Origin of the sequence: Caulobacter sp. CCH9-E1 (genome assembly GCF_001556515.1) — a bacterium.
GTDB lineage: Bacteria > Pseudomonadota > Alphaproteobacteria > Caulobacterales > Caulobacteraceae > Caulobacter.
Genome location: NZ_LSJA01000303.1, coordinates 1 through 22,583, shown reverse-complemented (window position 1 = coordinate 22,583; position 22,583 = coordinate 1). Strand labels below are relative to the sequence as shown.

The following is a 22,583-nucleotide window of genomic DNA, read 5'->3' as shown; positions in this document are numbered from 1 at the left end:
CGGGACTAGAAGGCGTTGACGACGGATGCGTGACAGCCTGATCGCGAGGGCGCCGATCATGATGTCGAATGGATAGCCCCGCGGTGCGACCAGTGCGTCCGGGAGCCGTCGAGATAACGGAGGCCGCCTAACTTCCCGACGACCAGCCGGCCCGCCGCACGACCTGTCCGGGCCGCGCGCGCGTTGCGGCGCCCTTGTCGAACACGACGACGCCGTTGACCCAGACCGTGCTGACGCCGGTCGCCACGGCGTTGGGGTGGTCCAGATCCGAACGGTCGGCGATGCGCGCGGGGTCGAACAGCACGAGATCGGCATGAAAGCCCGACGCGATCGCGCCCCGCTCGGCCAAGCCCAGCTGGGCGGCCGTCTGCGCCGACATCTTGTGGACGGCCTGTTCCAGGGTCAGCAGATGCTTTTCCCGGACGTAGACCCGCAGGATCTTGGCGAAGGCGCCGAACCCGCGCGGGTGAAGACCGTGGGTCATGCCGTCCGAGCAGATCACCGCGTACTTCCAGGCGACGAAGGCGGCGATGTCGGACTCGGCCATGGCCGAGCCGATCACCGCGTCTACCCGCTCGACCTCGGGGTGAGCCGCGCCATAGGCCTCCGACTGCCGGGTCAGCGCCAGATAGGTTTCGATCGGATCGGCGCGCCGCTCGGCCGCGATCTGGGCGATGGTCTTGCCGACCAGCGAGGAATCCGGCGCGAACACCGCGATCCGCAGCCCTTCGGGCGTGGTCAGCTTGGACAGGGCGAACCGCGCTGCGGCGCGATCCTCGAAGTTTCGCTCGGGCAGCAGCACCGAAAGATTGCTCTGCCAGAAACTGTACGGATAGACGTCGGCGGTGATGTCCACGCCCTGGGCGCGCGCGGCGTCCAGCTTGGCGAGGATCTTCGGCGCCTCGCCCCAGCGATCGACGATGCCGATCTTCAGGTGTGAGATCTGCACAGGCAACTTTGCTTCGCGGCCGATCTTGATGATCTCATCGATCGCCGCGTCCAGCTTCACGTCCTCGCTGCGCAGGTGGCTGATATAGCGTCCGCCGCCAGCCGCCGCGGTCTTGGCCAGGGCGATCACCTCATCCGGCGTCCCGTAGATGCCAGGGTCGTATTCGAGCCCTGTCGAAAGGCCTAGTGATCCCGCGCGGAGATCCTCGGACAGCTCTGCGCCCATATGCGCGATCTCGGCCTGCGTGGCCGGACGCTTGTAATCCTGCCCCATGGCGCGGGCGCGCAAGCTGCCGTGACCAGTATAGGAGGCGACGTTGACCGCGAGAGGCGAGCGAGCCAGCTGATCGAAATAGGTCCTGATCGGCACGGCGGACTCGCCATCCTGCCCCACCACGATGGTGGTCACGCCCTGGGCCGCCAGCATCGCCATGTCCGGCGTCTTCTCGGCCTGCCGGTCGTGGTGACTGTGGGCGTCGATGAAGCCTGGCGCCAGGGTCAAACCCTTGGCGTCGACCACGGTCTCGCCCGGCGCGGGCTTGAGCCGTCCGACGGCGACGATGCGATCCTTGTCGATCCGCACGCTGACCGAACGGGCCGGCGCGCCGGAGCCGTCGATCACCTTGGCGTGGACGATCAGCGTCGAAGCCAGGGCGCTGGACCCCAGCAGGCAAGCGAAGGTCGCGCCCAGGGCCGACCGGAACAGGTGAAGTCTCATACGCCCACGCTCTGTTGCATCCGGTGAAGTCTATCGCGGGCTGACAAGCGTTTCCGCTGTTTCAAGGGCTCTTGGCGCGAGGTCCCTTCCCGCGATCCGCCGCTGGCGCTTACCTTTCCCGCCGCCGTTGCGCTAAGCGTGGCGCGACGACCAGCAAGGACGGCCCATGACGGACCCGCGCAAGGACCTCGACCGCATCGACCTCAAGATTCTGGCGCTGCTGCAGCGCCAGGGACGCGTGACCAAGGCGGCGATGGGGGAATTGGTCGGGCTGTCGGCCTCGCGCTGCTGGGAGCGGATGAAACGGCTCGAGAAATCCAAAATCATTCGCGGCTATCATGCCGAGGTCGATCTTGGGCGACTGGCCAAGCTCTCGACCTTCGTCGTGCAAATCAAGCTGACGGACTATTCCTACGCCAAGGCCAAGGTGTTCGAGGTCGGTATCGCCGACCTGCCGAACGTGATCGGTTGCCAAGCCGTGCTGGGCGGCGTCGATTATCTGATCACGGTGGCCGCCTTCGGCATCGAGCACTATCAGACCATCATGGAGCACATGTTGGACACCCTGAACGTCTCGTTCGACTACGTGACCCTGCCCGTGACCAAGAAGCTGAAGGGCGAGGCGAACCTGGACCTGACCGCCCTTCTGGCGACCGGTCAGGACTTGGACGTCTGACCCCTAGCCCCAGAGCTCCGGCCCGTTGGGTCTCAGCCAGCCGTCCTGGTAGCCGAAACCGCCATCGACATCGCGGACGAGCTGCATCGGGCAATCCAGATCGATGATCTCGCAGCTCTGCGCCAGCAGCAGGGCCGGAGCGATCCCAAGCGAGGTTCCCTCCATGCAGCCGACCATCAGCCGCAGGCCAACTTGGCGCGCCGCGGCGGCGAGCGCCAGCGCTTCAGTCAGGCCCCCGGCCTTGTCCAGCTTGATGTTGCAGAAGGCATAGCGGCCCAAGACCTTGTCGAGGTCCGCGCGATCGTCAAACGACTCGTCCGCGCACAGCGGCACGGCGCCGCGATAGTCGAAAAGTTCGTCATCCCGGCCCACCGGCAGCGGCTGTTCCAGGAGTTCCACGCCCAGCTGAGCCATGCGCGGCGCTCGGTCATTGAGCTGCGCGAGCGTCCAGCCTTGGTTGGCGTCGGCGATCAGGCGGGCCGATGGCGCGGCCACGCGAATGACCTCGAGACGCGCCATATCATCCACGTCGCCCAGCTTGACCTTCAGCGCGCCGTAGCGGCTCGTCCAGCGCGCGGCCTTCGCGCCCATGGCCTCTGGCGTATCCATGCCCAGCGTGACGAAGGTCTCGACGGGCGTCAGCGGGGCCAAGCCCGCCCGAACGACGGCGGGGACGCCCGAGCGCTTGGCGTCCAGATCCCAGAGCGCGCAATCGACGGCGTTGCGGGCGCCGCCGGCCGGCAGAAGCGCCTGAAGACGCGCGCGGTCCCAATCTTCGCCACGCTCCAATCGCTCGGCCAGATCCTGCAATTGAATCAGCATTCGATCGGGGGTGTCGCCGCGATAATCAACGCCTGCGGCTTCGCCGCGCCCAACCACGCCGTCCGCCTCGATCTCGACCTCGACGACGACGGCCTCGGTATAGGCTTTCCGCGCGATGATGAACGGTTCGGTCAGGGCGTGGACCCTCGACCGCGCGGTCAGCCGCATTAGGCCGCGCCTCGGCGCGCGCTATCCTCCACAAGACCATCGACGATGGCCGCCACGCCCGTGCGAACCGGATCGCAGCACGGAACACCCAGCTCGGCCGTCACGTCCCGAAGATAGGCCTCGGCGTCCTCAGGGCAGAGCCGCGAGGTGTTCACGCAGACCCCGGCGAGGCGCACCGCGGGACTGGTCAGCCTCGCCAGCCGCAGATTCAGCTCCGCCGCCTCGGCCAGGCTAGGCGTCGGGAAGGTTTCCAGCCCGTCGATCGCCGTCCGCAACGCATCGTGGCAGAGCACGAGCGCGTCAGGCTGACTGCCGTGCAGCAGACCCAGCGTGACGCCCGCGTAGGCGGGATGGAACAACGAGCCCTGCCCCTCGATAATGTCCCAGTGGTCTGGCGCCGCCGCCGGGCTCAGCGCCTCGGCCGCGCCGGCCACGAAATCCGAGACGATCGCATCGATAGGCGCGCCCGAGCCGGCGATAAAGATGCCGGTCTGGCCGGTGGCGCGGAAGTCAGCGTCGACACCCCGCGCCTTCAGCTCCTTGGTGAGGGCCAGCGCCGCATACATCTTGCCAACGGCGCAATCGGTGCCGACGGTCAGCAGGCGCCGACCGCTACGCTTCGCGCCCTCGCCGACCACGATAAAGCGGGGATCGGCCTCGCGCGCTTCGAACAGCCGACGCCCCAGGCGTTCGGCCGTCTCCCGAACGCGGGGCAAGCTGGCGAGACGGGTATGCAACCCCGAAACCAAGTCCAGGCCCGCTTCCAGAGCCTCGATCAGCACGGCTTCCCAGTGCGGCGGAATGAAGCCGCCGGCATTGGCCACGCCGATCAGCAAGGAGCGCGCGCCGGCGGCCTTGGCCGCGCTGGGGCTCATGTCAGGCAGGCCCAGATCGACCTCGCCGCCCGGCAAGCGCAATTGGCCGACACAGGCGTCAGGACGCCAATAGGCCACGCCCAGGGCGGTCTTGGCGCTGACGCGATCGACGTCGGCGAGGAACATCAGGCACGGATAGGGAAAATCCACGACGGCGTCTCTTTCTGGCGAAAGGGCTTCAGGCGGCGAAGGACCGGGCGTCGGCCCGGACCGGAGACAGGATGCGAGAGATCATGGCCGCGCTGACTCCGGGTAGGCGGGTGATTCCGGCGATCAACGCGTCCAGCGCTTCCGCCTGAGAGGCCTCGACCACCGCCACCAGATCGTAGTCGCCAGAGATCTGGTGCAGCGCAGTCAGTCCGGCGAGGTCCGCCAGATCGCGCTCGACGCTCTCCATGTCCCGTCGCGCCAGTCGAAGCATGACATGGGCGCGATGCGGCGCTGCGCGCCCCGCGTCGGCCGCGACGCCCAGGAAGCCTGGTCCGGTATGGATCTGCTCAAGCTGCACGGCGCCTCTCCGCTGAACCCCGGGCAAGAGGTTATGTCGGAGCGGACCGTAAAAACGGCCGAGTTGGGCGGCGTCGGCGAGAGAAAAGCTCGGCGCGAGCGCTTAGCGCAGAACCTTCGTCGCCAGCAGGATTGATGACGTCGTCCGTTCAATCCCCTCCAGTTCGCCGATGGCGTCGATCAGGGCGTTGAGCTCGCCGACGGTCTCGGCCTCCACGACCGCGATCAGGTCGTATTCGCCGCTGATCGCGTGCAACGCCGAGAGCCCGGGCATCCGAGCCAAGGCCTCTTCGATCGTCTTCGCGTGTTTCAGCAAGGCCTTGATCATCACCTGGGCGCGGATCAGTCGCCGATCGTAGGCCTCGCCCAGCCTGACTGTATAGCCGCCGATCACGCCCTCCTCCTCCAGCCGGCTGAGGCGGGCGTAGACATTGGCGCGAGACAGCCCGAGATCGCTGGCCAGCTTGGTCACCGGCTGTCGGGAGTCCTCCCTCAGCAGGGCCAGCAGGCGCCGGTCCAGGTCGTTCAGTCCTCGGCCATCCGATTTCGTCACGCCCGCTCCCCCAGTTGGCGATTCAGATCAACGCGGTGAAGGCTCATCGGCGTAGATCGCCGTGCGCGGCGTGGGCGCCGCCGAGGAAATCGCGCCACGATACATGCCAAGATCGTTCATGCCGAACGCCACGCGGCCCTGGCCGTCGATGGCGATCAGTCCGCCGTCGCCGCCGATCTTGGTGATCGAGGCCATGGTCCCGTCGGCCGCCTGCTGGATAGCCTCCCCCTTCCACGCCACGCGGTCGCAGACCTGACGCGCGGCGCTTTCCCGGATGAAGTACTCGCCCGAGCCAGTGGCCGAGACCGCGCAGACTCCGTCTCGCGCGTAGGTTCCCGCGCCGATGATGGGGCTGTCGCCGATCCGGCCCCAGCGCTTGCCCGTCATGCCGCCGGTCGAGGTCGCGGCGGCGACGTGACCGGCCTGATCCAGGGCGACCGCGCCCACCGTGCCGAGCAGGTGGGTGGGATCCAACGCGGCGTGTTGATCCTTGCGCCAGGCCAGCAACTGCTTCCAGCGCTCCTCGGTGTAGAAATACTCGGGCGACGCCTGTTCCAGCCCCATCGCCTTGGAGAACTGGTCAGCGCCCTCGCGGGCCAGCAGCACGTGCGGAGACTTCTCCATGACCGCGCGCGCCAGGCTGATCGGATTGCGCGTCCGCGTGGCGCCCGCCACGGCGCCGGCCTTCAATGTCGCACCATCCATGATCGCCGCGTCCAGCTCGTTGCGCCCCTCGGCCGTGAAGACCGCGCCCTTGCCGGCGTTGAACAGGGGATTGTCCTCCAGCACCCGGACAGCGGCCTCGACCGCGTCTAGACTGGAGCCGCCCGCCTTCAGAACCTTCGCGCCGGCCTCCAGCGCCGCGTTCAGCCCGGCGCGATAGGCCTTGTCCTTCTCGGGCGTCAGCTCGCCGCGCTCAAGCACGCCCGCTCCGCCATGGACCGCCAGGGACCATTGGGGCGTGGTCTCCGCCGCCGTCGCGGGCGCGGCCAACATGAGGGCCGAAAGCGCGACGAACGCGAAACGACTGAAGGTGTGGAACATCATCTCGGTCCTAACGCGCATTGGACTTGTTCTGGCGGTCGCTGCGGATCAACACGCCCTTATCGACGCGCGCGGTGATGGTGAATTCGGGATTGGTCACCCGGAACGTCTTGAAGTCGAGGGTGCTTTTGGGGCCCAGCCCCACGATCGGGAACGCGGCATAGGTCAACGGCTGGCCGGCGATGATCGTCGCCGGCTTCTTCATCGGACGCACCAGCCAGGCGCGGCCAGGGCCGTAGTAGCGACCGATCCCCTGGGCGTCGATCAGCATCGCGCCGGCCTCATCGACGCCGAGGCCCGTGATCGCCGTATCGTTCTCTTCCTGGATCAGGCGCCCGACGAAGGTGACGAGCCGCCCCTGGCGATCACGCTTGTCGAAGTGGGTGTCGGTAATGACCTTGGACAGGTACGGCAGATGCAGGAAATCGCGCACAAGCGTGACGCTGGGCCCCGTGGGGTTCTTCAGCGCGTCCGGCGACGTCAGGCTGATGGAGTCGAGGCAGCCGTAGACATAGCCGCCCAGGACCGCGAGACCCGCGCTGGTGCCACCGATCGGCTTGCCCGCCTTGACGTGAGCGTCCAGCGCCTTGTTCAGCGCCGTGCCCTTCCAGGCGCGCACATAATTGCTCTGGTCGCCGCCGCCGAAGAAAATGCCGTCGGCACGGGCGATGATCGCGAGCAGCTTGGGATCTTCGCCGGCGTCCCCGTTGTGGATCACCAGGGTCTCGACCGAGACCGCGCCGCCGACATCCTTGTAGATCTCGTCCTGCAGTTCGCGGCCGCCGCGGGCGCGCAGCACGACGATGTGGCCGCCGCCCGCCTGCTTCACGAAGGTCCGAAACGCTTCGACCGGCCAGTCGCCGCCGCCGAACAGGCCCAGCAAGGGCCCAGTTTTGCCCGGCGTCGGCGCGTTCACATCGCCGATCGCATAATACTCGTAGCCAGGCCCGACGGCGTCGGGCCCCGCCGCCGTCTCCGCCCGCGCGACGCCCGCGCTCATCAGCAGCGCGGCCATCGCCACGGCGGACGCAAATCGAACCATCGGGCTTCCTCCATTCATGCGGAGCCTAGTCGCCGGACGACTTTTCGCGAGGGGGCAGAACCCGCTTCGCAACCAAGAAAGCCATATCGCCCAGCATCGAGGCGCGACTTTCAAATTGCTGCACGCAGAATGCAATCTGTCCATAAATTTTGACAATCTGTCATTTCCAGCTTCCAATCCGGAAAAGCCGCGATCCAAATGAGCTCAATCTCGAACAATGCCGAGGTTGCGAGCGCCCAGGACAGGATCGTCGGCGCGAACAGAGGGGGATACGATGAAGGTTCATCTTCTTCGGGCCAGCGCGCTGGCTGGCGCGACAGGTCTTTTGATTGTCGGTCAAGCGGCCGCGCAGACGACACCGGCCCCGGGCGCTAACGATGACGCCGTCGAAGCGCTAGTGATCACGGGCTCCCGCATCCCCCGCGCCGCGACCGAAGGCCCTGCCCCCGTCACAGTCATCACCAGCGAGAGCATCAGGGCCTCCGGCTTCAACAGCGTCCCGGACGTCATGCGCTCGTTGACCCAGAACGGCGGCGAGACCCAGACCCAGCAATCGTCCAGCGGCATGGACTGGACCCCCGGCGCCCAGCAGGTCGATCTCCGCGGCCTTGGCCCCAACCATACGCTGGTGCTGGTGAACGGCCGCCGTATCGCCGACTTCCCCCTGCCCTACAACGGCAAGAGCGCCTTCACGGACACCTCGTCGATCCCGCTTGGCATGATCGACCGGATCGAGGTTCTGAGCGGCAGCGCGTCGGCCGTTTACGGCTCGGACGCCATTTCGGGCGTCGTGAACTTCAATCTGAAGAAAAAGGTCGATGGGACCACGGTCGACCTGACCGTCGGCGGATACGAGCATGGCGGCGGCGCCAGCCAGCGCTTGAATATTTCTAGCGGCTATTCCAAGGACAACTTCGACCTGGTGATTGGCGGCGAGTTCGTCAATCAGCGTCCGGTCTGGGCCTATGACCGCGACATCCAGGACAGCACCAAGGACAGCCCGACCAAGCGCACGGCGATCGCGCGGCGCGACTTCATGCGGATGGAGCCGACCGAAGAGGTCTACATCGATCCGGGCGCGAACACCTGCAAGGCGCTCTCGAAGCTCAATGACGGGTCGATCGAATATGTCAGCCGCCCCGGTTGGGGTCCCGACGGCGACCCCGGCTTCTACTGCGGCAGCTACAGCTCGATCGGCTACGGCACGATCGTCAGCGAGCGCAAGAGCGCCAACGTCGTCGCCTCGCTGAACTACGCCCCCCGCGACACCCTCTCGTTCTTCGCCGACATCTCGGCGGGCTACAGCCGCACCCGGCAGTTCCAGGACGTCCTGAGCTGGGAGTACCAGGACGCCAAAGGCAGCGAGGACGGGATCTTCTACAACCAGTTCATCGGCGCGCTGGATCTCTGGCATCGCCAGTTCACGCCCGAGGAGATGGGCGGGCTGAACAAGGGCTTCATCAAGAACGTCTCCAAGACCTTCAGCATCACGCCGGGCGTGAAGGGCTCGCTGGGCGGCGGCTGGGACTACGAGGCCTTCTACAACTTCAGCCAGCACCGTTCCTCGATCAGCTGGCCCAAGGTGGTGACCTCCAAGGCCACCGCTTTCTTCCTGGGCTCCCAGCTGGGCGTGGACGCCGACAGCGGCTATCCGATCTTCAACGCCGATCCGGCGCGCCTCTACAAGCCCCTGACCACGGCCGAGTTCGACTCGATCACCGCGCGCACGACCTACAAGCCGGTCGCGCGCCAGCAGGGGGTGTCGTTCCAGATCAACCAGGCGGAGCTCTTCCGCCTGCCCGCCGGCCCGGTCGGCTTCGCGGCGGTCGCCGAATACGGCCACCAGTCCTACAAGCTCGGCCTCGATCCGCTGGCCACGGTGAACTACTACTACAACCTGCGCGACGCCGACGGCTCAGGCTCGCGCGACCGCTGGGGCGCCGGCTACGAGTTCCGGGTCCCGCTGCTGAGCAGCCTCGAGCTGTCCACCGCCGGCCGCTACGACAGCTACAAGTACGGCGGCAACACGATCGACAAGTTCACCTACAATGGCGGCCTTGAGTGGCGGCCGGTGAAGACCTTGCTGCTGCGGGGCGCCTACGGAACCGGCTTCCGCGCTCCGGACCTGCACTATGTGTTCGCCAAGGAGGGTATCAGCCACCCCTCGGGCACCGACTACTACCGCTGCCGCACCGAGGAGCCAAACGAGGACGTCGGCGACTGCAGCTACGCCGACGGAGGGCTGGTCAAGGTGCGCCTGGGCAACGCCAAGCTGAAGCCGGAGACCTCCAAGTCGTTTAACTACGGCGCGGTCTGGTCGCCGGTTCGCAACTTCGACATCTCGGTCGACTACTTCCGCGTCCAGCTGGACAACGCCGTGCTCGACATGAGCCTGGACAGCGTCCTGCGGCAGGAAGCCGACTGCCGGATCGGCAAGACGTCCGCGGGAACCGCCGTCAGCCCAACCTCGCCGACCTGCGCCGACGCCCTTGCGCGCGTGAAGCGCAACCCGCTGACCGCCGCCATCAATCCGGGCGCGATCAGCACCGTGACGATCAACCCCATCAACGTGGCCACCGAGCGGACCACCGGCATCGACGTCGCGGCCCACTATCGCTGGCCGACCGCCAGCCTCGGCACGTTCGACTTCAGCGTCGCCCACACCTGGGTGCACAACCACACCAGCCGCCAGTACCCCGGCGACCCGATCAAGAACCAGCTGGCCTTTGACAGCGGGTACGACATCCCGCGCACCAAGAGCAGCGCGGCGATCAACTGGCGCCTGAACGGCCTCAGCGTCGGCCTGCACGGCCAGCGCCTCGACCGGGTGCCCAACTACGCCGAGGACGGCTGGACCAAGGCGACCTACATGGTCAACGCCACGGTCCAGTACGAGATCAACGACCGCACCCGCGTGAGCCTGGCCGTCGACAACCTGCTCGACAAGAACCCGCCGCGCGACCCGACCTATTCGGCCTATCCGTACTACGACACGTCGTGGTTCTCCGCGACCGGGCGCAGCTACTATCTGCAGCTGACCCACAAGTTCGGCGGCGCCAGCGGCCTGTGAGGCAAGATCCGGAGCGGTCGGACTGACGACCGCTCCGCCCCTTCGCGCGGGAGGTCCGCATGACGCCGAGGCTCCTTCTGGCCATAAGCCTGGCCCTGTCTGCGTCCATGGCGCTGGCCGAGCCGAAACCCGCGCCGCCCACACCGCCGATCCCCGCGGCCCAGGCCATCGACTACCCCGGCGTCATCGACCTCAAGGTCGACGTCAGCGACACGACGCGGAAGGTCTTCCGGATCACCGAGACCATCCCCGTCGCACCCGGCCCGCTGGTGCTCTCGCTGCCCAAATGGATCCCGGGCGAGCATTCGCCCAGCGCCCAGATCGTGCTGATGAGCGGCTTTACGATCACGGCCGACGACGGCCGCCGCCTGGAATGGCGACGCGATCCGGTCGAGATGACCGCCTTTCACGTCGCCGTTCCGGCGGGCGTCCGATCTCTCACCGTCCGGCTAGAGCAGCCCACGGCCCAGCCTGGCGGCCCGGTGCGGATCGCCGTCACGCCGAATCTGGTGCTGTTGAAGTGGACCGCCGTCGCTCTCTATCCGGCCGGCCATGAGGTGAGCCGCATCCGCGTCCGACCAAGCCTGACCATCCCCCAAGGCTGGAGCTTGGCCACCGCTCTGGATGGCGCCGTGACGACCGGGGCGACGACGCGCTTTTCCGAGACCAGCTTCGAAACCTTGATGGACTCTCCGGTGTACGCCGGTCGCCACAAGGCCAGCTTCGACCTCGATCCCGGATCGCCGAGACCCGTCCGCCTGAACGTGTTCGCCGATGCGCCCAAGGACCTGAAAGCGACGCCCGCCCAGATCGAGGTCCATCGACGGCTCGTCCGGCAAGCCGACAAGCTGTTCGGCGGCGCGCGGAACTTCGATCACTACGATTTCCTGCTGAGCCTTAATCCGACGGTCGGCTATCTCGGCGCCGAACACCAAAGATCCAGCGAGAATGGCTACAACACGGCCGGCTACTTCACGGCGTGGGACAGCGCGTTCAGCGGCCGTGACATCCTGGCCCACGAATACGTCCACGCGTGGAATGGCAAGCACCGGCGCCCGGCCGACCTTTGGACGCCGGACTATGCCACGCCGATGCGCAACAGCCTGCTCTGGGTCTATGAGGGCCTGACCGAATACTACGGCGACACGCTGGCGACGCGGTCGGGCCTCTATTCGCCCGAGCAGATGCGCCAGCGCCTGGCGCTGATCGCCGCCAACGCCCAAGCCACGCCAGGACGGCGCTGGCGCAGCCTGAGAGACACAACCAACGCCTACATCATGAACTCCGCGGGCGGCACGGGCTCCACCAGCTGGCTGCGGTCGCTCGACTACTACGAGGAAGGCCAGCTGCTCTGGCTGGACGTCGACACCCTCATCCGCGAGCGGACCAACGGCGCTCGGTCGCTGGACGATTTCGCCCGCGCCTTCTTCGGCGTCGACGACGGGGAGACGAGCGTTTCGACCTATGTCTTCGAGGATGTCGTCGACGCCCTGAACGCGGTCGCGCCCTACGACTGGGCCGGCTTTCTAGACGCCCGCCTCGACGACCACGAGCGCGCGCCGCTCGACGGCTTGCGCCGTTCGGGCTGGAGCCTCATGTTCGAGCCGCGCCCCTCCGCCTACGTCGCCGCCTATGAGAAGGACGCCGAGGCCAGTCTGCTGACCTTCTCGCTGGGCGCGGAGATCGGCTGGGATGGCGAGGTCAAGGAGGTGCTTTGGGACGGACCGCTCTTCCAGGCCAGCGTCATCGCCGGCTCCCGGATCGTCAAGGTGGCCGGCAAGCCCTACTCCCCCGAAGCTCTAAAGACGGCGATCGTCGCCGCGGCGAAGCCGGGCGCTGCGCCCATAGCGCTGAGTGTCAAGGCCGACGACCGTATTCGCCTGGTTCGGGTTCCCTACCACCTTGGTCCGAGGTATCCGGCCCTGAGGCGCCTCGAGAAGGCCCCCGACCGATTGGGCCAGATCCTCTCCCCGCGATAGGCGGCTCGCCGCATCGGCGAAGCCGCCGATTTGATCCGGGTCCCTGACCTCGACCAGCGCGGCCGGTCCGTTCAGGCTAAGCGTTCAGTGAGCTCACGCTGGGAACCACAGGCGCCGGCTTTAGCGCCAGCGCGGGTTTAAAATCTCGGGACATCTCGGCTTCGCAGGCGTTCCTGAATTCACGCGGCGATCGCCCGTACTGTTCGCGGAACGCTCTGCTAAAATGCGCCGAGCCGTTGAACCCCCAGCGGAAACAGATCTCCGAGATTGATAGCCGAGCGTGCTGCGGACTGGCCAGGTCGATCCGACAGCGCTCCAGGCGACGCGAGCGCAAATAGTGGCTGAAGGTCTCGTTCGCTGAAGCAAACAGCTTCTGCACGTAGCGCGGCGAGACGCCCTCCTCGTCCGCCACGCGACGGAGCGACAAGTCCGGATCCGGCAGCAGGGTCTCAATGGTCTGGCAGAGGCGTTGCAAATGCGCTGTCGGGGTCGAGAGATCCAGAGCGTCAGACGTGGCCGCGCCCCGCTCCAGCAGACACTGAGCCAAGAATTCCGTCAGAGCCAGGTCGACCGGCCGCAACTGATCGACCGACAAGTTCTCCAACTCCTCGGCCGTGCCCCGCAACAGGTCGGACAAGATGCGGGGCACGCCTTTGGATCCCTCAAGCCAGCCCACCCGCAAGTTGAAAGGCTTGATAAGGCGGTGATCCAGGGCCACGCGAGGCGCGCGGACGAAGAGGAGCCGCGAGCGGGTGTCGAGGCGAAGAGCCGCCGCCTGCCCCGTGGGGCCGAAGGCGATGTCGCCAGTGGATACGCCTACCGCCAGATCGTCGGTCACCAGGGTGGCCTCGCCATGCAGCAACACCGCTAGCCACACGGCGGCGGGCTGCCCCGACAGTCGGCCCGAAATCGTCTGGGCGCCGGCTTCGACCAGGGCGAACTCGATCCCCAGGGGCGAAGTCAGGCAGATCACCGAGGCCGCGGCCGGCTCGCCGGCCGATAGTCCCTCGATCGGTAGGCCGAGGCGTCCCATCGCGTCGCGCCAAGCCTCGGCCCGTTCGGCGCGAGGATGGCTTTCAGTGCTGAACGACCAAGCCTTCATCGTCCTATTCCTTAAGCTTGGGGAAGATGTCGCGGGGAATCCGGACGTGGCAGCCCTGCGTGCCGTCGACGACTTGGGTGACGCCAAAGTCGGCGGCCACGCTCATCAGCGAATAGGCGTCATTCTTCGACAGGCCGACCTGGTCGCTGAGCAGGCTCAGCATCTTGGTCGAGGCGTCGCGCATGGCCAGGTTCAGATCTTCATTGAAACCGTGGACGATCCACCACTTTGGCGTCTCCAGCAGGGGGCCGGGGGTCTGGATATCCTTGCGCAGGACGATCTGCATCAGGACGTTCAGCGAGCTCTCGATGGCTGTGCCCGACAGCTCGCCGTCGCCCTGGCTGACGTGGGGATCGCCGATGGAGAACAGACCCCCGTCGACCTGGACGGTGTAGTACATCGTCGCCCCCGCCCCGATGCGCCAGTTGTCGATGTTGCCGCCGTGCTCACCCGGCGGAATGGTGCTGACGCGACCGTCGACCGCCGGCGCGACGCCGGCGGTTCCCAGGTGCGGGCGGGCCGGGATACGCACGCCCTTCAGCGCTGGCTGCCGGTCACATTCGGGGCAATGGGTGATCGTGCCCGGGATCAGGTACTTGCCCTCGAAGTCGTAGGCGTAGAGCGCGCTGGCGGTGTTGGTGTTCGGATCCAGTTCGTAGATCGTCACCCGCTCCTTCTCGCCGAACTCCTTGTAGAGATAGCCCCAGTTGGCCGCGAGGTTGGAGCCGTAGTTGTTCCGCGGGACCATGCGCAGATAGCGCACCTCCAGCACATCGCCGGGCTTGGCGTCCTCGACATAGATCGGCCCGGTCATGATGTGGACGCCGGGATTGCGGTCGTTCTCCGGGACTTCCTTGAAGATCCGGGTCACGCCCTCGTCCATCATCAGGTCCGGAGCGTCGCCGGCGTGATGGGTGATGGCCTCGGCGCGGACGAGGTCGCCGCTCTTGATCCGCAAGGCCGGCTTGATCGATGGATCGAAATAGCCCCAGTGGATCGTCTCGGGCGTGGCGGGCAGGCAGTGCAGCGCGCCAGGGACGATGTCGGCGCGGGTCTGGCCAGGTTCGCAGATGAAGGGCATCGGGATCTCCGGGTCAGGCGCTGGCGGCCACGGGAGCGAACGTGACCGAGGTCATGCTCAGCGAGCCGTGCTCGATGTGGTCAGGCGCGAAGGCGGGCGCGTCGCCAGGCAGGCGCGCGCCCAGCACGTAGAGGAGCGGCCAGTAGTGGTCTGGCGTGGGGACCGAGCGCCGCGCGTCCTGGCCCTGGCTTTCGAAGTCGATGGCGCGCTGCGGCGCGTCCTCGATGATCGCGGTCTTGATGTAGTCGTTGAAGCGCTTGGACCAGTCGTAGGGCGCGCAGTCGCGGTCGCCCCAGTCCATGGCCGGCAGGTTGTGGACGATGTTGCCAGTGCCGACGATCAGCACGCCCTCGTCGCGCAGCGGCGCAAGGCGCTGGCCGATCTCGAAGTGCCAGGCCGGGGGCTTGGTGGCGTCCATGCTGAGCTGGACGACCGGAACGTCCGCGTCCGGGAAGGCCTTGCACAGCACCGACCAGGTCCCGTGATCCAGGCCCCAGCTGCTGTCGTCTAGCGTCACCGGCGTCGGCGCCAGCACCTGGGCCACGCGCGCCGCTAGCCCCGGCGAACCTGGCGCGGGATATTGCCGATCGAACAAGGCCTTGGGGAAAGATGCTCCAAAATCGTGGATGGTGCGAGGCTTGCTCATGGCGGTGACGGCGACGCCGCGCGTCAGCCAATGGGCCGAGACGCACAGGATGGCCTTGGGTTTGCCGACGGCGTCGCCCATCGCCTTCCAGGCCCGGGTGGTGTCGTTGGTCTCAAGCGCGATCATCGGACTGCCGTGACCGAAGAAAATGACGGGCAGCCGGCTCATGCGGCCGCCTCCTCGTTGGCGGGCGACGGCGCGCCGCCCCCCTTCATCATCGCCCAGGCCTTCTGATAGCGGGGCGTGAGCCAGCGGTTGAACTGGACCTGAGCCCCCTCTTGCCAAGAATAACGACCCCGGATGGCGAAGCGCGACCTCAGCCCCTGCTGCACCAGCTCGTCGACATGCATGTCTTGGGCGATGATCTTGCCCGCTGAGGTCATGATCATCTCGAGACGTTCCTCGAAGCCCGGCGTTTCGGTCGCGCCCGGGGCCACCAGGACGCCGGTGTCTTGCTCCATCGTCTCTGGACCCGTGGGTCGCAGGATCAGATAGATCACCATGTCGCTGGTCATCACCAGGGACAGCGTCGGCGGAATGTTGGCGAAGGTCGCGCGGTTGCGGTCCTCGTCGGTCAGCTTCGGAAAGATCGGCAGCACCGCCTTCTGGGTCGGGTTGAAGCTGGCGTCGGCGTGGAGCGTGCCGTTGTATCGGAGGAAACCCGCGTCGCCCTCGCCCGCCTCCGGAAAGCTGCACAGCTCGCTGGGAATGAAGTCGTGCAGCGGCCCGCGGTGCAGCTTGCTGGCGTGGTAGCCGTCGTTGTTGTTCTCGAACATCACCTTCCAGTTCCAGGCGAACTGGCCGGTCATCGGCGGCGACAGCCCCTCGGCGCTGGCGAGATCGTAATGGGCGACCGCCGCCTCGACAGGCGACAGGCGGGGCGCCAGAGGCGACGCTTCGACGTCGAAATTGATGAAGATGAAGCCCAGCCAGATCTCGACCTTGAAGGTCGGAAGTTTGACCGTCTTCTTGTCGAAGTCGCAGGTGCGCTCCATGGCCGGCGCGTTCACCAGGTCGCCGTTCAGCGAATAGACCCAGTGATGGTAGGGGCAGACGAAGCCCCGCGTATTGCCCCTGCCCTCGGCCACCAGCATGGCGCGATGCTGGCAGACAGCCGACATGGCCTTGATCTCGTTGTCGCGGTTGCGCGTGACGATGATCGGCTCGCCGATGATGCGCGTGGTGAAATAGTCGCCCGGCTCCTTGACCCAGTCGACGCGGCCCAGGCAGAGCCATTCATGGTTGAACAGCGCCTCCTTCTCGAACTCGTAGAAGTCCGGGTCCGTATAGCAGGCGGGCGGCAGGGTCTCGGCGGTCTCCACGCCCTGCATCGAGCGCGAGAGCCCGTCGAAGAAGGCGTCGCTGAAGAGTCCGTTCGACGGGCGCAGGCTCATCATGAAGCGCTCTGGAGTGGCGGATGTCGACCGTCACGCTAGGACCGCATCCTGGCGAGGTCTTGCCTCAGCGCGCACGAAGACTTGGTCGTCGAACCTCGACCGCCCCGCCAACGCCGCCTTTGCGGGCGATGGGCGCCCAAGACCGCCCCGCGGCGCCCAAGCCGTGGTCATCCACACGGACCGCCGGAAAGCCATGAGGCGCGATGGAGCAAGACCGGCGGCTAACGGCCGCATAGGCTCTTCTCGAATTCTAGCCGAGGGACGCCATGACGCTCGCCGCCGACATCGCCATCAAGGACCTGAAGGCCGGCTTCGGGGCCGAGATCGCCGGGCTCGACCTAGCCTCGGCCTCCGACGCGGTCCTGGACCAGGTCGTGGACACCTTTCACCGTCACGGCGCGATCGCTGTCCGGGACCAGAAAATGACCCCCGACGATCTCATGCGCTTCATCAGCCGGTTCGGCGAGCCCGAAGACCACACCCAGACCCGCTTCACCCTCCCGGGCTATCCGAAAATCTTCATCCTCTCGAACCGGGTCGTGGACGGCAAGCCGGTCGGCGCGCACAACGACGGCGTCGGCTGGCACACCGATTACAGCTACAAGCCCGAGCCCGTCATGCTGACGATGCTCTATGCCGTGGAAGTGCCCGATGAGGGCTCAGACACCCTGCTGGCCGACGGCTGCGCCGCCTGGAACGCTCTGTCCTCCGAAAAGCAGGCGTTGCTGGAAGGCCTGAAGCTGCACCACAGCTACAAACACTTCATGGCGACGCGAGCCTTTGGCGAACAGCAGATGCTCTCGCCCGAAATGGAAGCGGCCAATCCCGACGTCGAGCACCCGCTGATCCGCACGCACCCGGCGGACGGTCGCAAGGCGCTGTGGCCTTCTACGGGGACCGTGACGGAAGTTATCGGCATGCCGGGGCCCGCGGGCCTCGCGCTACTCGACGAGTTGGTCGAGTTCATGACTCAGGAGCAGTTCGTCTATCGCCACAAGTGGCGGGTCGGCGACCTCCTGATGTGGGACAACCGCTGCACCCTGCACACCGGCACGCTGTACGACGACAGCAAGTATTTCCGGACGATGCACCGGCTCTGGGTCAAGGGCGACAAGCCTTATTGAGCCCCCATGTCCAAGACCTGGCTCATCACGGGCGTATCAAGCGGCCTGGGCCGCGAGATCGCCCTGGCGGCGATCGGCCGGGGCGACCTGGCGATCGGAACCGTGCGCAAGCCCGAGGCGGCGGCGGCCTTCTCGGCCATAGGCGGTTATCCCCTGATCCTTGACGTCACCGACACGGTCGCCGTGAACGCCGCGGTGGCCGAAGCCGAACACGTGACGGGCAGGATCGACGTCCTGGTCAACAACGCCGGCTACGGTCTGGTGGGCGCGGTCGAGGAGGCATCGCTCGACGAGGTTCGAGCCCAGTTCGAGACCAACGTCTTCGCGCCCCTGGCGATCCTGAAGGCCGCCCTGCCCGCCATGCGGGCCCGCCGCGCCGGCCGGATCATCAACATCACCTCGGTCTCGGGCCTGGCGGTCTGGGCCGGCACCGGCGTCTATTGCGCCAGCAAGTGGGCGCTGGAGGCCCTGACCCAAAGTTTGGCCCAGGAAGTGGCCGAACTGGGGATCAAGGTGGTCAATGTCGCGCCAGGAGGCCTCAGAACCGGCTTCGCCGCCGGCTCGAAGGCGATCGTCGCCACCAAGATGCCGGACTATGACGGGCTGGCCCGCGACGCCGAGCGGATCATGGCCGACCACGCCGGCCACGAGCCGGGCGATCCGGCCAAGGCGGCCCAGGCCATCCTGGCGATCGCCGACGCCCCCGACCCGCCGATGCACCTGCTGCTGGGCGAGGACGCCCTCAAATACACCGGCTACGCCGCTCAGGGCCTGGCCGCCGAGATCGAGACTTGGAAGGCGCTCAGCCTTTCGATCGGCTTCAACGACTGACCCGAAACGCGAGTTTTCTCAGTGACCAACACCCTGATCTTCGTCGACCTGGCCTCCGATGACCCGTCCGCCGCTGGCGACTTCTACGCCCAGGTTTTCGGCTGGCGGAACGACGCCCGACCCGAGGGCGTCTATCACCGCATGGTGCCGGGCGGCTTCTTCAAGAAACCCGACGGGACCGACAGCGAAATCGGCAATCTGCACCTTGGCATCTTCAAGGCCGCGAACGCCCGCCCCCATCCGGAGCCGAAAGGCGTCGAGCCGCGGACGCTGAGCGTTGACGGTCGCAAGCCGCGCGTCTGGGTGCTGATCGGCGACGACGACAGCGCCGACCGCATCCTGGCGACGGCCGAGGACCTGGGCGCCGCGATCTTGTGGCGGAACCACTACTGGAAGGAATTCAACGGTTACAATCACGCCTTCCGCGACCCTTGGGGCAACGAGATCGTGCTGTGGGGCAAGGCCGGGGCAGACCCGCAGATCCCGGCGGACTTCAGCCGCGAATAGCAAGACGCCCTCGTCGGCGCGGCGCGTCACTTGGCCAGGCAGCGCCGCCGCCTCTAGCGGCGGCGCTTTTTTGGGGATCAGAACGGCTTGTCGCCCGCGATCGTCACCCGATAGCCCGTGCGGGTGTCTGGGAAGTAGTCCCAGATCGCCTGGTGCCAGGTGCAGCGGTTGTCCCAGAACGCCACCGAGTTGGGCCGCCAGCGGAAACGCGTCTGGAAGTCCGGATTGCTGGCGTGCTGGTAGAGATAGCCCAGGATCGCTGCGCTCTCGGCCTTCGGCAGGCCTTCGATATGCGTCGTGTAGGACGGATTGACGAATAGACTCTTGCGGCCGGTGACCGGATGCGTGCGGACGATCGGATGGGTCGAGGAATTGTACTTGCGATCGATGTCCGGGAAGATCGCCTTGTAGACCGGGTTGGCGTCGTGCACCGCCGACAGCCCCTCCAGATAGGCCTTCATCTTGTCCGACAGCGTCTCGTAGGCCCAGTACATGCTGGCGAAACACGTGTCGCCGCCATCATCTGGCAAGACCTTCATGTAGAGAATGCTGCCAAGCGGCGGCTCCGGATCGCAGGTTAGATCCGAATGCCAGTTCTCGCCCGCCACGAACGTGGAGTTGGCGTCGGCGTGTATGGCCACGATCTCAGGATGCTCCGGCAGGCCCGGAACGCCGGAATGGATAGCCAGATCGCCAAATTTCCGGCCTAGATCCGTGTGCGCCTCATGCGACATCTCCTGGTCGCGGAAGAAGATCACTTGGTACTGCAACAGCGCCTGGTGGATCTCCTCGAACTGGCGGTTGCTCAGCGGCTTGCCCAGGTCGACGCCGAAGATCTCCGCGCCGATGCGGCGGGTCATAGGCTTCACGTCGAGCACGTCGTAGGCCATGCGAAACTCCACTAGATGTCCAGAAAGCCGCCGCGCACATAGACGAGCGGCGCCTTGGTCTCGTCGGTCGTCACGCGCAGCACGCGCCCGACCAGGATTTCGTGATCACCGCCATCGTGAATGGCGTGGAGCGCGCACTCGACCGCGGCGACGCAGTCGGCCAGCAACGGCGCGCCACAGACACCCGCCTCCACGGCGGTCAGGGCGAAACGGTCGTCGGCGCCGCTCTTGGCGAAGCGGTAGGCCAGGTCGCCCTGCTCGCGCGCCAGGATGTTGACGCAGAACCGCTCGACCGGTTTCAGCGCCGCCAGGGTCCGGCTGTCGCGCTTGAGGCACACCATCACCAGCGGCGGATCCATCGACACCGAGCTGAAGGCGCTGACAGTCGCGCCAACCAGCCGGCCCTCGTGACAGGCGGTCACCACCGTCACGCCGGCGGCGAAGCTGCCCATGGCTTTGCGAAAATCAGCGGGTTCGGGGGCTTGCGACTGGAGGGCTAGGTTCATGACTCGGCCCCGAAAGGATTGTCGGGATAGACAGCCGAGGCGGGTCGCGCGGCGCCTTCCCCTGGGCTCGCCCGTCCGCAGACCGCCAGCGCGGTGAGCGCGTAGATCAGAGCACTGTCGACGAGGTCCTTGGGCGTCGGTCGCCAGCGGCGGAAGCCGGTGGTGATGGCCGGGATGCGGTGCATATTGAAGACGTTGTGGTCGCGCCACATGCTGGAATAGACAGGGTTGGCCAGGGCCACCGGCTGGCCAAGACCCAACTGGGTGGCGACGTCCACCGCGCCGACCAGGGGCGCGACTTCGACGGCGTCGGCCTCAAATCCATGGCGCACCACGACCGGCTCGATGTCGATCCTACCCAGCCCAGCGTCCCGCACCATCTTCTCAAGCGAGTGCTGGGCGTCGGCCACGCGCTGTTTGGGGCTGAGGCCCACTTCAAGATAGAGGTTCACCAGCTCGGTCCCCGCCCCAAAGGCGTAGGGAATGCCGCCGCGCACCGAGGCGATCTGCGACTTTGGCTGGGCCACGCCGCCGGCGCTTTCGTAGCGACTGGCCTTTTCCCACTGGCCGCTCCAGGCATGGATGGCGTCAGTCAGCCGACCCAGCTTGTAGATCGGATTGGGATGCTGGGCCGAGGTCGTCGGCTGCTCCAGCAGCGGTGTGAAGACCCCCTCGCCCCACACCTGGAACCGGAACACCGCATAACCGCAACCGACCCAGGTCAGGCCGAAGTCGCAGCCTTCCGCGGCGATGGCGTAGTCGGGGGCGACGCCGCCATGGTGAAACAGGTAATGGGCGCCGATGTCCTTGCCCATATAGGCGACGCCCCGGTGCTCCTCGATCGGCTCGGGGCCGATCTCGCCGGGACAGGCTGTCAGGTACATCTTGCCGGCCAGATCGTAGCCGGCCGTCTTCAGCGCCTTGGCCGCGATCAGGAAGCAGCTCATCGGGCCGCGGTCATTGGCGATCGGATAGCCAAAGAGCTTGCCGTCCTCCAGCCAGCACTTTTCCCACTCGGGATTGGCCAGGGTCTCCGGCGCGTACTTGTAGGCGTCGAGGTCAGGGTTCCAGGTCGGCGCCTCGGTGTCGAGGTGGGCGGTGAATAGCAGGTTCTTGCCGGCGCCCCTGCCGCCATAGGTCCCGATGACGTTCGGCCGCTCTGGCGTGGCGCCCACCTTGCGCGGCGAGAAGCCCTCGCGCGCCATCCAATCGTGGACATAGTTGGCGACCTCGAGCTCCTTGCCGGACGGCGCGGGAATGTTGCCCATGGTCAGGGCCAGCTGGACAATCTCGTCCTCGTCGATAGCCGCGGCGATGGCGGCGCGGTCGGCTTCGGTGACGGCGTAGGGCGCGACGGCGCCGAGGTTGGGAAATCCCTCAGCCATCTCAAGCGCTCCAGGCGGCCGCGACCTGGGCCGTATCGGTCAGGATCGCGCTGTTGAGCGCCATGACCTTCAGGGACGTATCATGCAGGTCGGTCTCGTAGGCCGCGCAGGCGTCGGCCGCGACGAAGACGTGGTAGTCGAGCGCGAAGGCGTCGCGCACGGTGCTGTCGACGCAGCACTCCGTGGTCACGCCGGCGACCACCAGAGTGTCGACGCCCAGAGCCTTCAAGCGCGCATCGAGATCGGTGCCGCCAAAGCCGCTGTAGCGGGTCTTCTTCACAACCAATTCGCCAGGCAGCGGCCGGGGGCCGTAGAAATCGGAGCCGACCTCGTCCGCGCGACACAGGGTGCTCTCATTGTCCGGATCGCCGCCGCGACGGCGCATGCGCTCGCGCCAGCTGGCGGAGTCGGTCTCAGGCGTCGTGAACAGGCCGACGAAGATCACCGGCGCCCCCGCCCCGCGCGCTGTCTCGACCAGTCGCTCGGCGGCCGCGACAGCCGGCTGGACGACGCCCATGTCGACATAGGCGCCCAGAGCTCCTTCCGGCGAGGCGAAGTCGACCTGGATGTCGATCACCAGCACGGCCGTGCGCGACGGCGCGATCCACGCCTCTAGATCGTCGTTCAAACCCGCCGCCGTCGTCATCGCGTTCACTGGAACACCGCCCGGAGGCCCGGCAGGATCTCGGCGCCGAACATCGTCAGCCCTTCG

The 22,583-nt window shown here is 66.7% G+C and carries 21 protein-coding genes; 6 read left to right on the top strand and 15 right to left on the bottom strand.

Features of this window, described 5'->3' with window-relative positions; translation table 11 throughout:
• Positions 1-127: 127 nt before the first annotated feature.
• Positions 128-1,666, bottom strand: coding sequence for an amidohydrolase family protein (locus AX690_RS17155; protein ID WP_066685518.1), 1,539 nt, complete (start codon positions 1,664-1,666; stop codon positions 128-130).
• Positions 1,667-1,832: 166 nt separating this feature from the next.
• On the opposite strand from AX690_RS17155, the gene AX690_RS17150 reads away from it, so the two are divergent.
• Positions 1,833-2,342 carry an Lrp/AsnC family transcriptional regulator gene (locus AX690_RS17150; RefSeq protein ID WP_066685521.1) on the top strand — a complete coding sequence of 170 codons (510 nt, stop codon included), beginning with the start codon at positions 1,833-1,835 and terminating at the stop codon, positions 2,340-2,342.
• 3 nt (positions 2,343-2,345) lie between these two features.
• On the opposite strand, the gene AX690_RS17145 is transcribed toward AX690_RS17150, so the two are convergent.
• The 6 genes from AX690_RS17145 to AX690_RS17120 all read right to left on the bottom strand — a co-directional run bounded on the left by AX690_RS17145 (position 2,346) and on the right by AX690_RS17120 (position 7,353).
• Complete coding sequence (locus tag AX690_RS17145; RefSeq protein WP_066685522.1) at positions 2,346-3,332, bottom strand: dipeptide epimerase; 987 nt, start codon at positions 3,330-3,332, stop codon at positions 2,346-2,348.
• Entirely contained in the window at positions 3,332-4,357 is a 1,026-nt protein-coding gene (locus tag AX690_RS17140) for a DUF1611 domain-containing protein (protein ID WP_082769717.1), read from the bottom strand. The genes AX690_RS17145 and AX690_RS17140 overlap by 1 nt, the downstream gene beginning before the upstream one ends.
• Positions 4,358-4,385: 28 nt before the next feature.
• Positions 4,386-4,715, bottom strand: a complete 330-nt coding sequence (locus AX690_RS17135; protein ID WP_066685524.1) for an Lrp/AsnC ligand binding domain-containing protein — start codon at positions 4,713-4,715, stop codon at positions 4,386-4,388.
• A gap of 102 nt (positions 4,716-4,817) precedes the next feature.
• Complete coding sequence (locus AX690_RS17130) at positions 4,818-5,267, bottom strand: Lrp/AsnC family transcriptional regulator (RefSeq protein WP_066685527.1); 450 nt, start codon at positions 5,265-5,267, stop codon at positions 4,818-4,820.
• A 27-nt stretch (positions 5,268-5,294) separates the two neighbouring features.
• Positions 5,295-6,311 carry an isoaspartyl peptidase/L-asparaginase family protein gene (locus AX690_RS17125; RefSeq protein ID WP_156449714.1) on the bottom strand — a complete coding sequence of 339 codons (1,017 nt, stop codon included), beginning with the start codon at positions 6,309-6,311 and terminating at the stop codon, positions 5,295-5,297.
• 10 nt (positions 6,312-6,321) lie between these two features.
• On the bottom strand, positions 6,322-7,353 hold the full coding sequence (locus AX690_RS17120; RefSeq protein WP_066685529.1) for a cyanophycinase: 1,032 nt from the start codon (positions 7,351-7,353) through the stop codon (positions 6,322-6,324).
• Between the two features lie 397 nt (positions 7,354-7,750).
• Between AX690_RS17120 and AX690_RS17115 the strand changes: the two genes are divergently transcribed.
• Both AX690_RS17115 and AX690_RS17110 read left to right on the top strand, forming a co-directional pair.
• Positions 7,751-10,423, top strand: coding sequence for a TonB-dependent siderophore receptor (locus tag AX690_RS17115; RefSeq protein ID WP_231732230.1), 2,673 nt, complete (start codon positions 7,751-7,753; stop codon positions 10,421-10,423).
• Positions 10,424-10,482: 59 nt separating this feature from the next.
• Positions 10,483-12,402 (top strand): M61 family metallopeptidase, encoded by a 1,920-nt coding sequence (locus AX690_RS17110; RefSeq protein ID WP_066685533.1) that lies wholly within the window; start codon positions 10,483-10,485, stop codon positions 12,400-12,402.
• 76 nt (positions 12,403-12,478) lie between these two features.
• Here AX690_RS17110 and AX690_RS17105 read toward each other — a convergent pair whose 3' ends face one another.
• The 4 genes from AX690_RS17105 to AX690_RS17090 are packed head-to-tail and all read right to left on the bottom strand — an operon-like array spanning position 12,479 to position 16,628.
• Entirely contained in the window at positions 12,479-13,504 is a 1,026-nt protein-coding gene (locus AX690_RS17105) for a helix-turn-helix domain-containing protein (RefSeq protein WP_066685541.1), read from the bottom strand.
• Positions 13,505-13,508: 4 nt separating this feature from the next.
• Positions 13,509-14,585, bottom strand: coding sequence for an acetamidase/formamidase family protein (locus tag AX690_RS17100; protein WP_066685542.1), 1,077 nt, complete (start codon positions 14,583-14,585; stop codon positions 13,509-13,511).
• Between the two features lie 13 nt (positions 14,586-14,598).
• A complete protein-coding gene (ygiD, locus tag AX690_RS17095) occupies positions 14,599-15,399 on the bottom strand; it encodes a 4,5-DOPA dioxygenase extradiol (RefSeq protein WP_066685543.1) in 801 nt (266 codons plus the stop codon).
• Entirely contained in the window at positions 15,396-16,628 is a 1,233-nt protein-coding gene (locus AX690_RS17090) for an aromatic ring-hydroxylating dioxygenase subunit alpha (protein WP_231732229.1), read from the bottom strand. Before AX690_RS17090 ends, ygiD begins: the two co-directional genes overlap by 4 nt.
• A gap of 266 nt (positions 16,629-16,894) precedes the next feature.
• Between AX690_RS17090 and AX690_RS17085 the strand changes: the two genes are divergently transcribed.
• The 3 genes from AX690_RS17085 to AX690_RS17075 are packed head-to-tail and all read left to right on the top strand — an operon-like array spanning position 16,895 to position 19,090.
• Entirely contained in the window at positions 16,895-17,752 is an 858-nt protein-coding gene (locus AX690_RS17085; RefSeq protein WP_066685544.1) for a TauD/TfdA family dioxygenase, read from the top strand.
• A 6-nt stretch (positions 17,753-17,758) separates the two neighbouring features.
• A complete protein-coding gene (locus tag AX690_RS17080; protein WP_066685546.1) occupies positions 17,759-18,583 on the top strand; it encodes an oxidoreductase in 825 nt (274 codons plus the stop codon).
• Positions 18,584-18,604: 21 nt separating this feature from the next.
• Positions 18,605-19,090, top strand: a complete 486-nt coding sequence (locus AX690_RS17075) for a VOC family protein (protein ID WP_066685547.1) — start codon at positions 18,605-18,607, stop codon at positions 19,088-19,090.
• Positions 19,091-19,167: 77 nt separating this feature from the next.
• Here AX690_RS17075 and AX690_RS17070 read toward each other — a convergent pair whose 3' ends face one another.
• Genes AX690_RS17070 through AX690_RS17055 form a run of 4 tightly spaced genes read right to left on the bottom strand, consistent with a single transcriptional unit; the run spans position 19,168 to position 22,499 of the window.
• Positions 19,168-19,980 carry a TauD/TfdA family dioxygenase gene (locus AX690_RS17070; RefSeq protein WP_066685548.1) on the bottom strand — a complete coding sequence of 271 codons (813 nt, stop codon included), beginning with the start codon at positions 19,978-19,980 and terminating at the stop codon, positions 19,168-19,170.
• An 11-nt stretch (positions 19,981-19,991) separates the two neighbouring features.
• Positions 19,992-20,486, bottom strand: a complete 495-nt coding sequence (locus tag AX690_RS17065) for a flavin reductase family protein (RefSeq protein WP_066685549.1) — start codon at positions 20,484-20,486, stop codon at positions 19,992-19,994.
• Positions 20,483-21,871: a peptidase M20 gene (locus AX690_RS17060; protein ID WP_066685550.1), complete on the bottom strand. Its 1,389-nt coding sequence runs from the start codon at positions 21,869-21,871 to the stop codon at positions 20,483-20,485. The genes AX690_RS17065 and AX690_RS17060 overlap by 4 nt, the downstream gene beginning before the upstream one ends.
• A gap of 1 nt (position 21,872) precedes the next feature.
• Entirely contained in the window at positions 21,873-22,499 is a 627-nt protein-coding gene (locus AX690_RS17055; RefSeq protein ID WP_156449713.1) for a cysteine hydrolase, read from the bottom strand.
• Positions 22,500-22,583 lie beyond the last annotated feature (84 nt).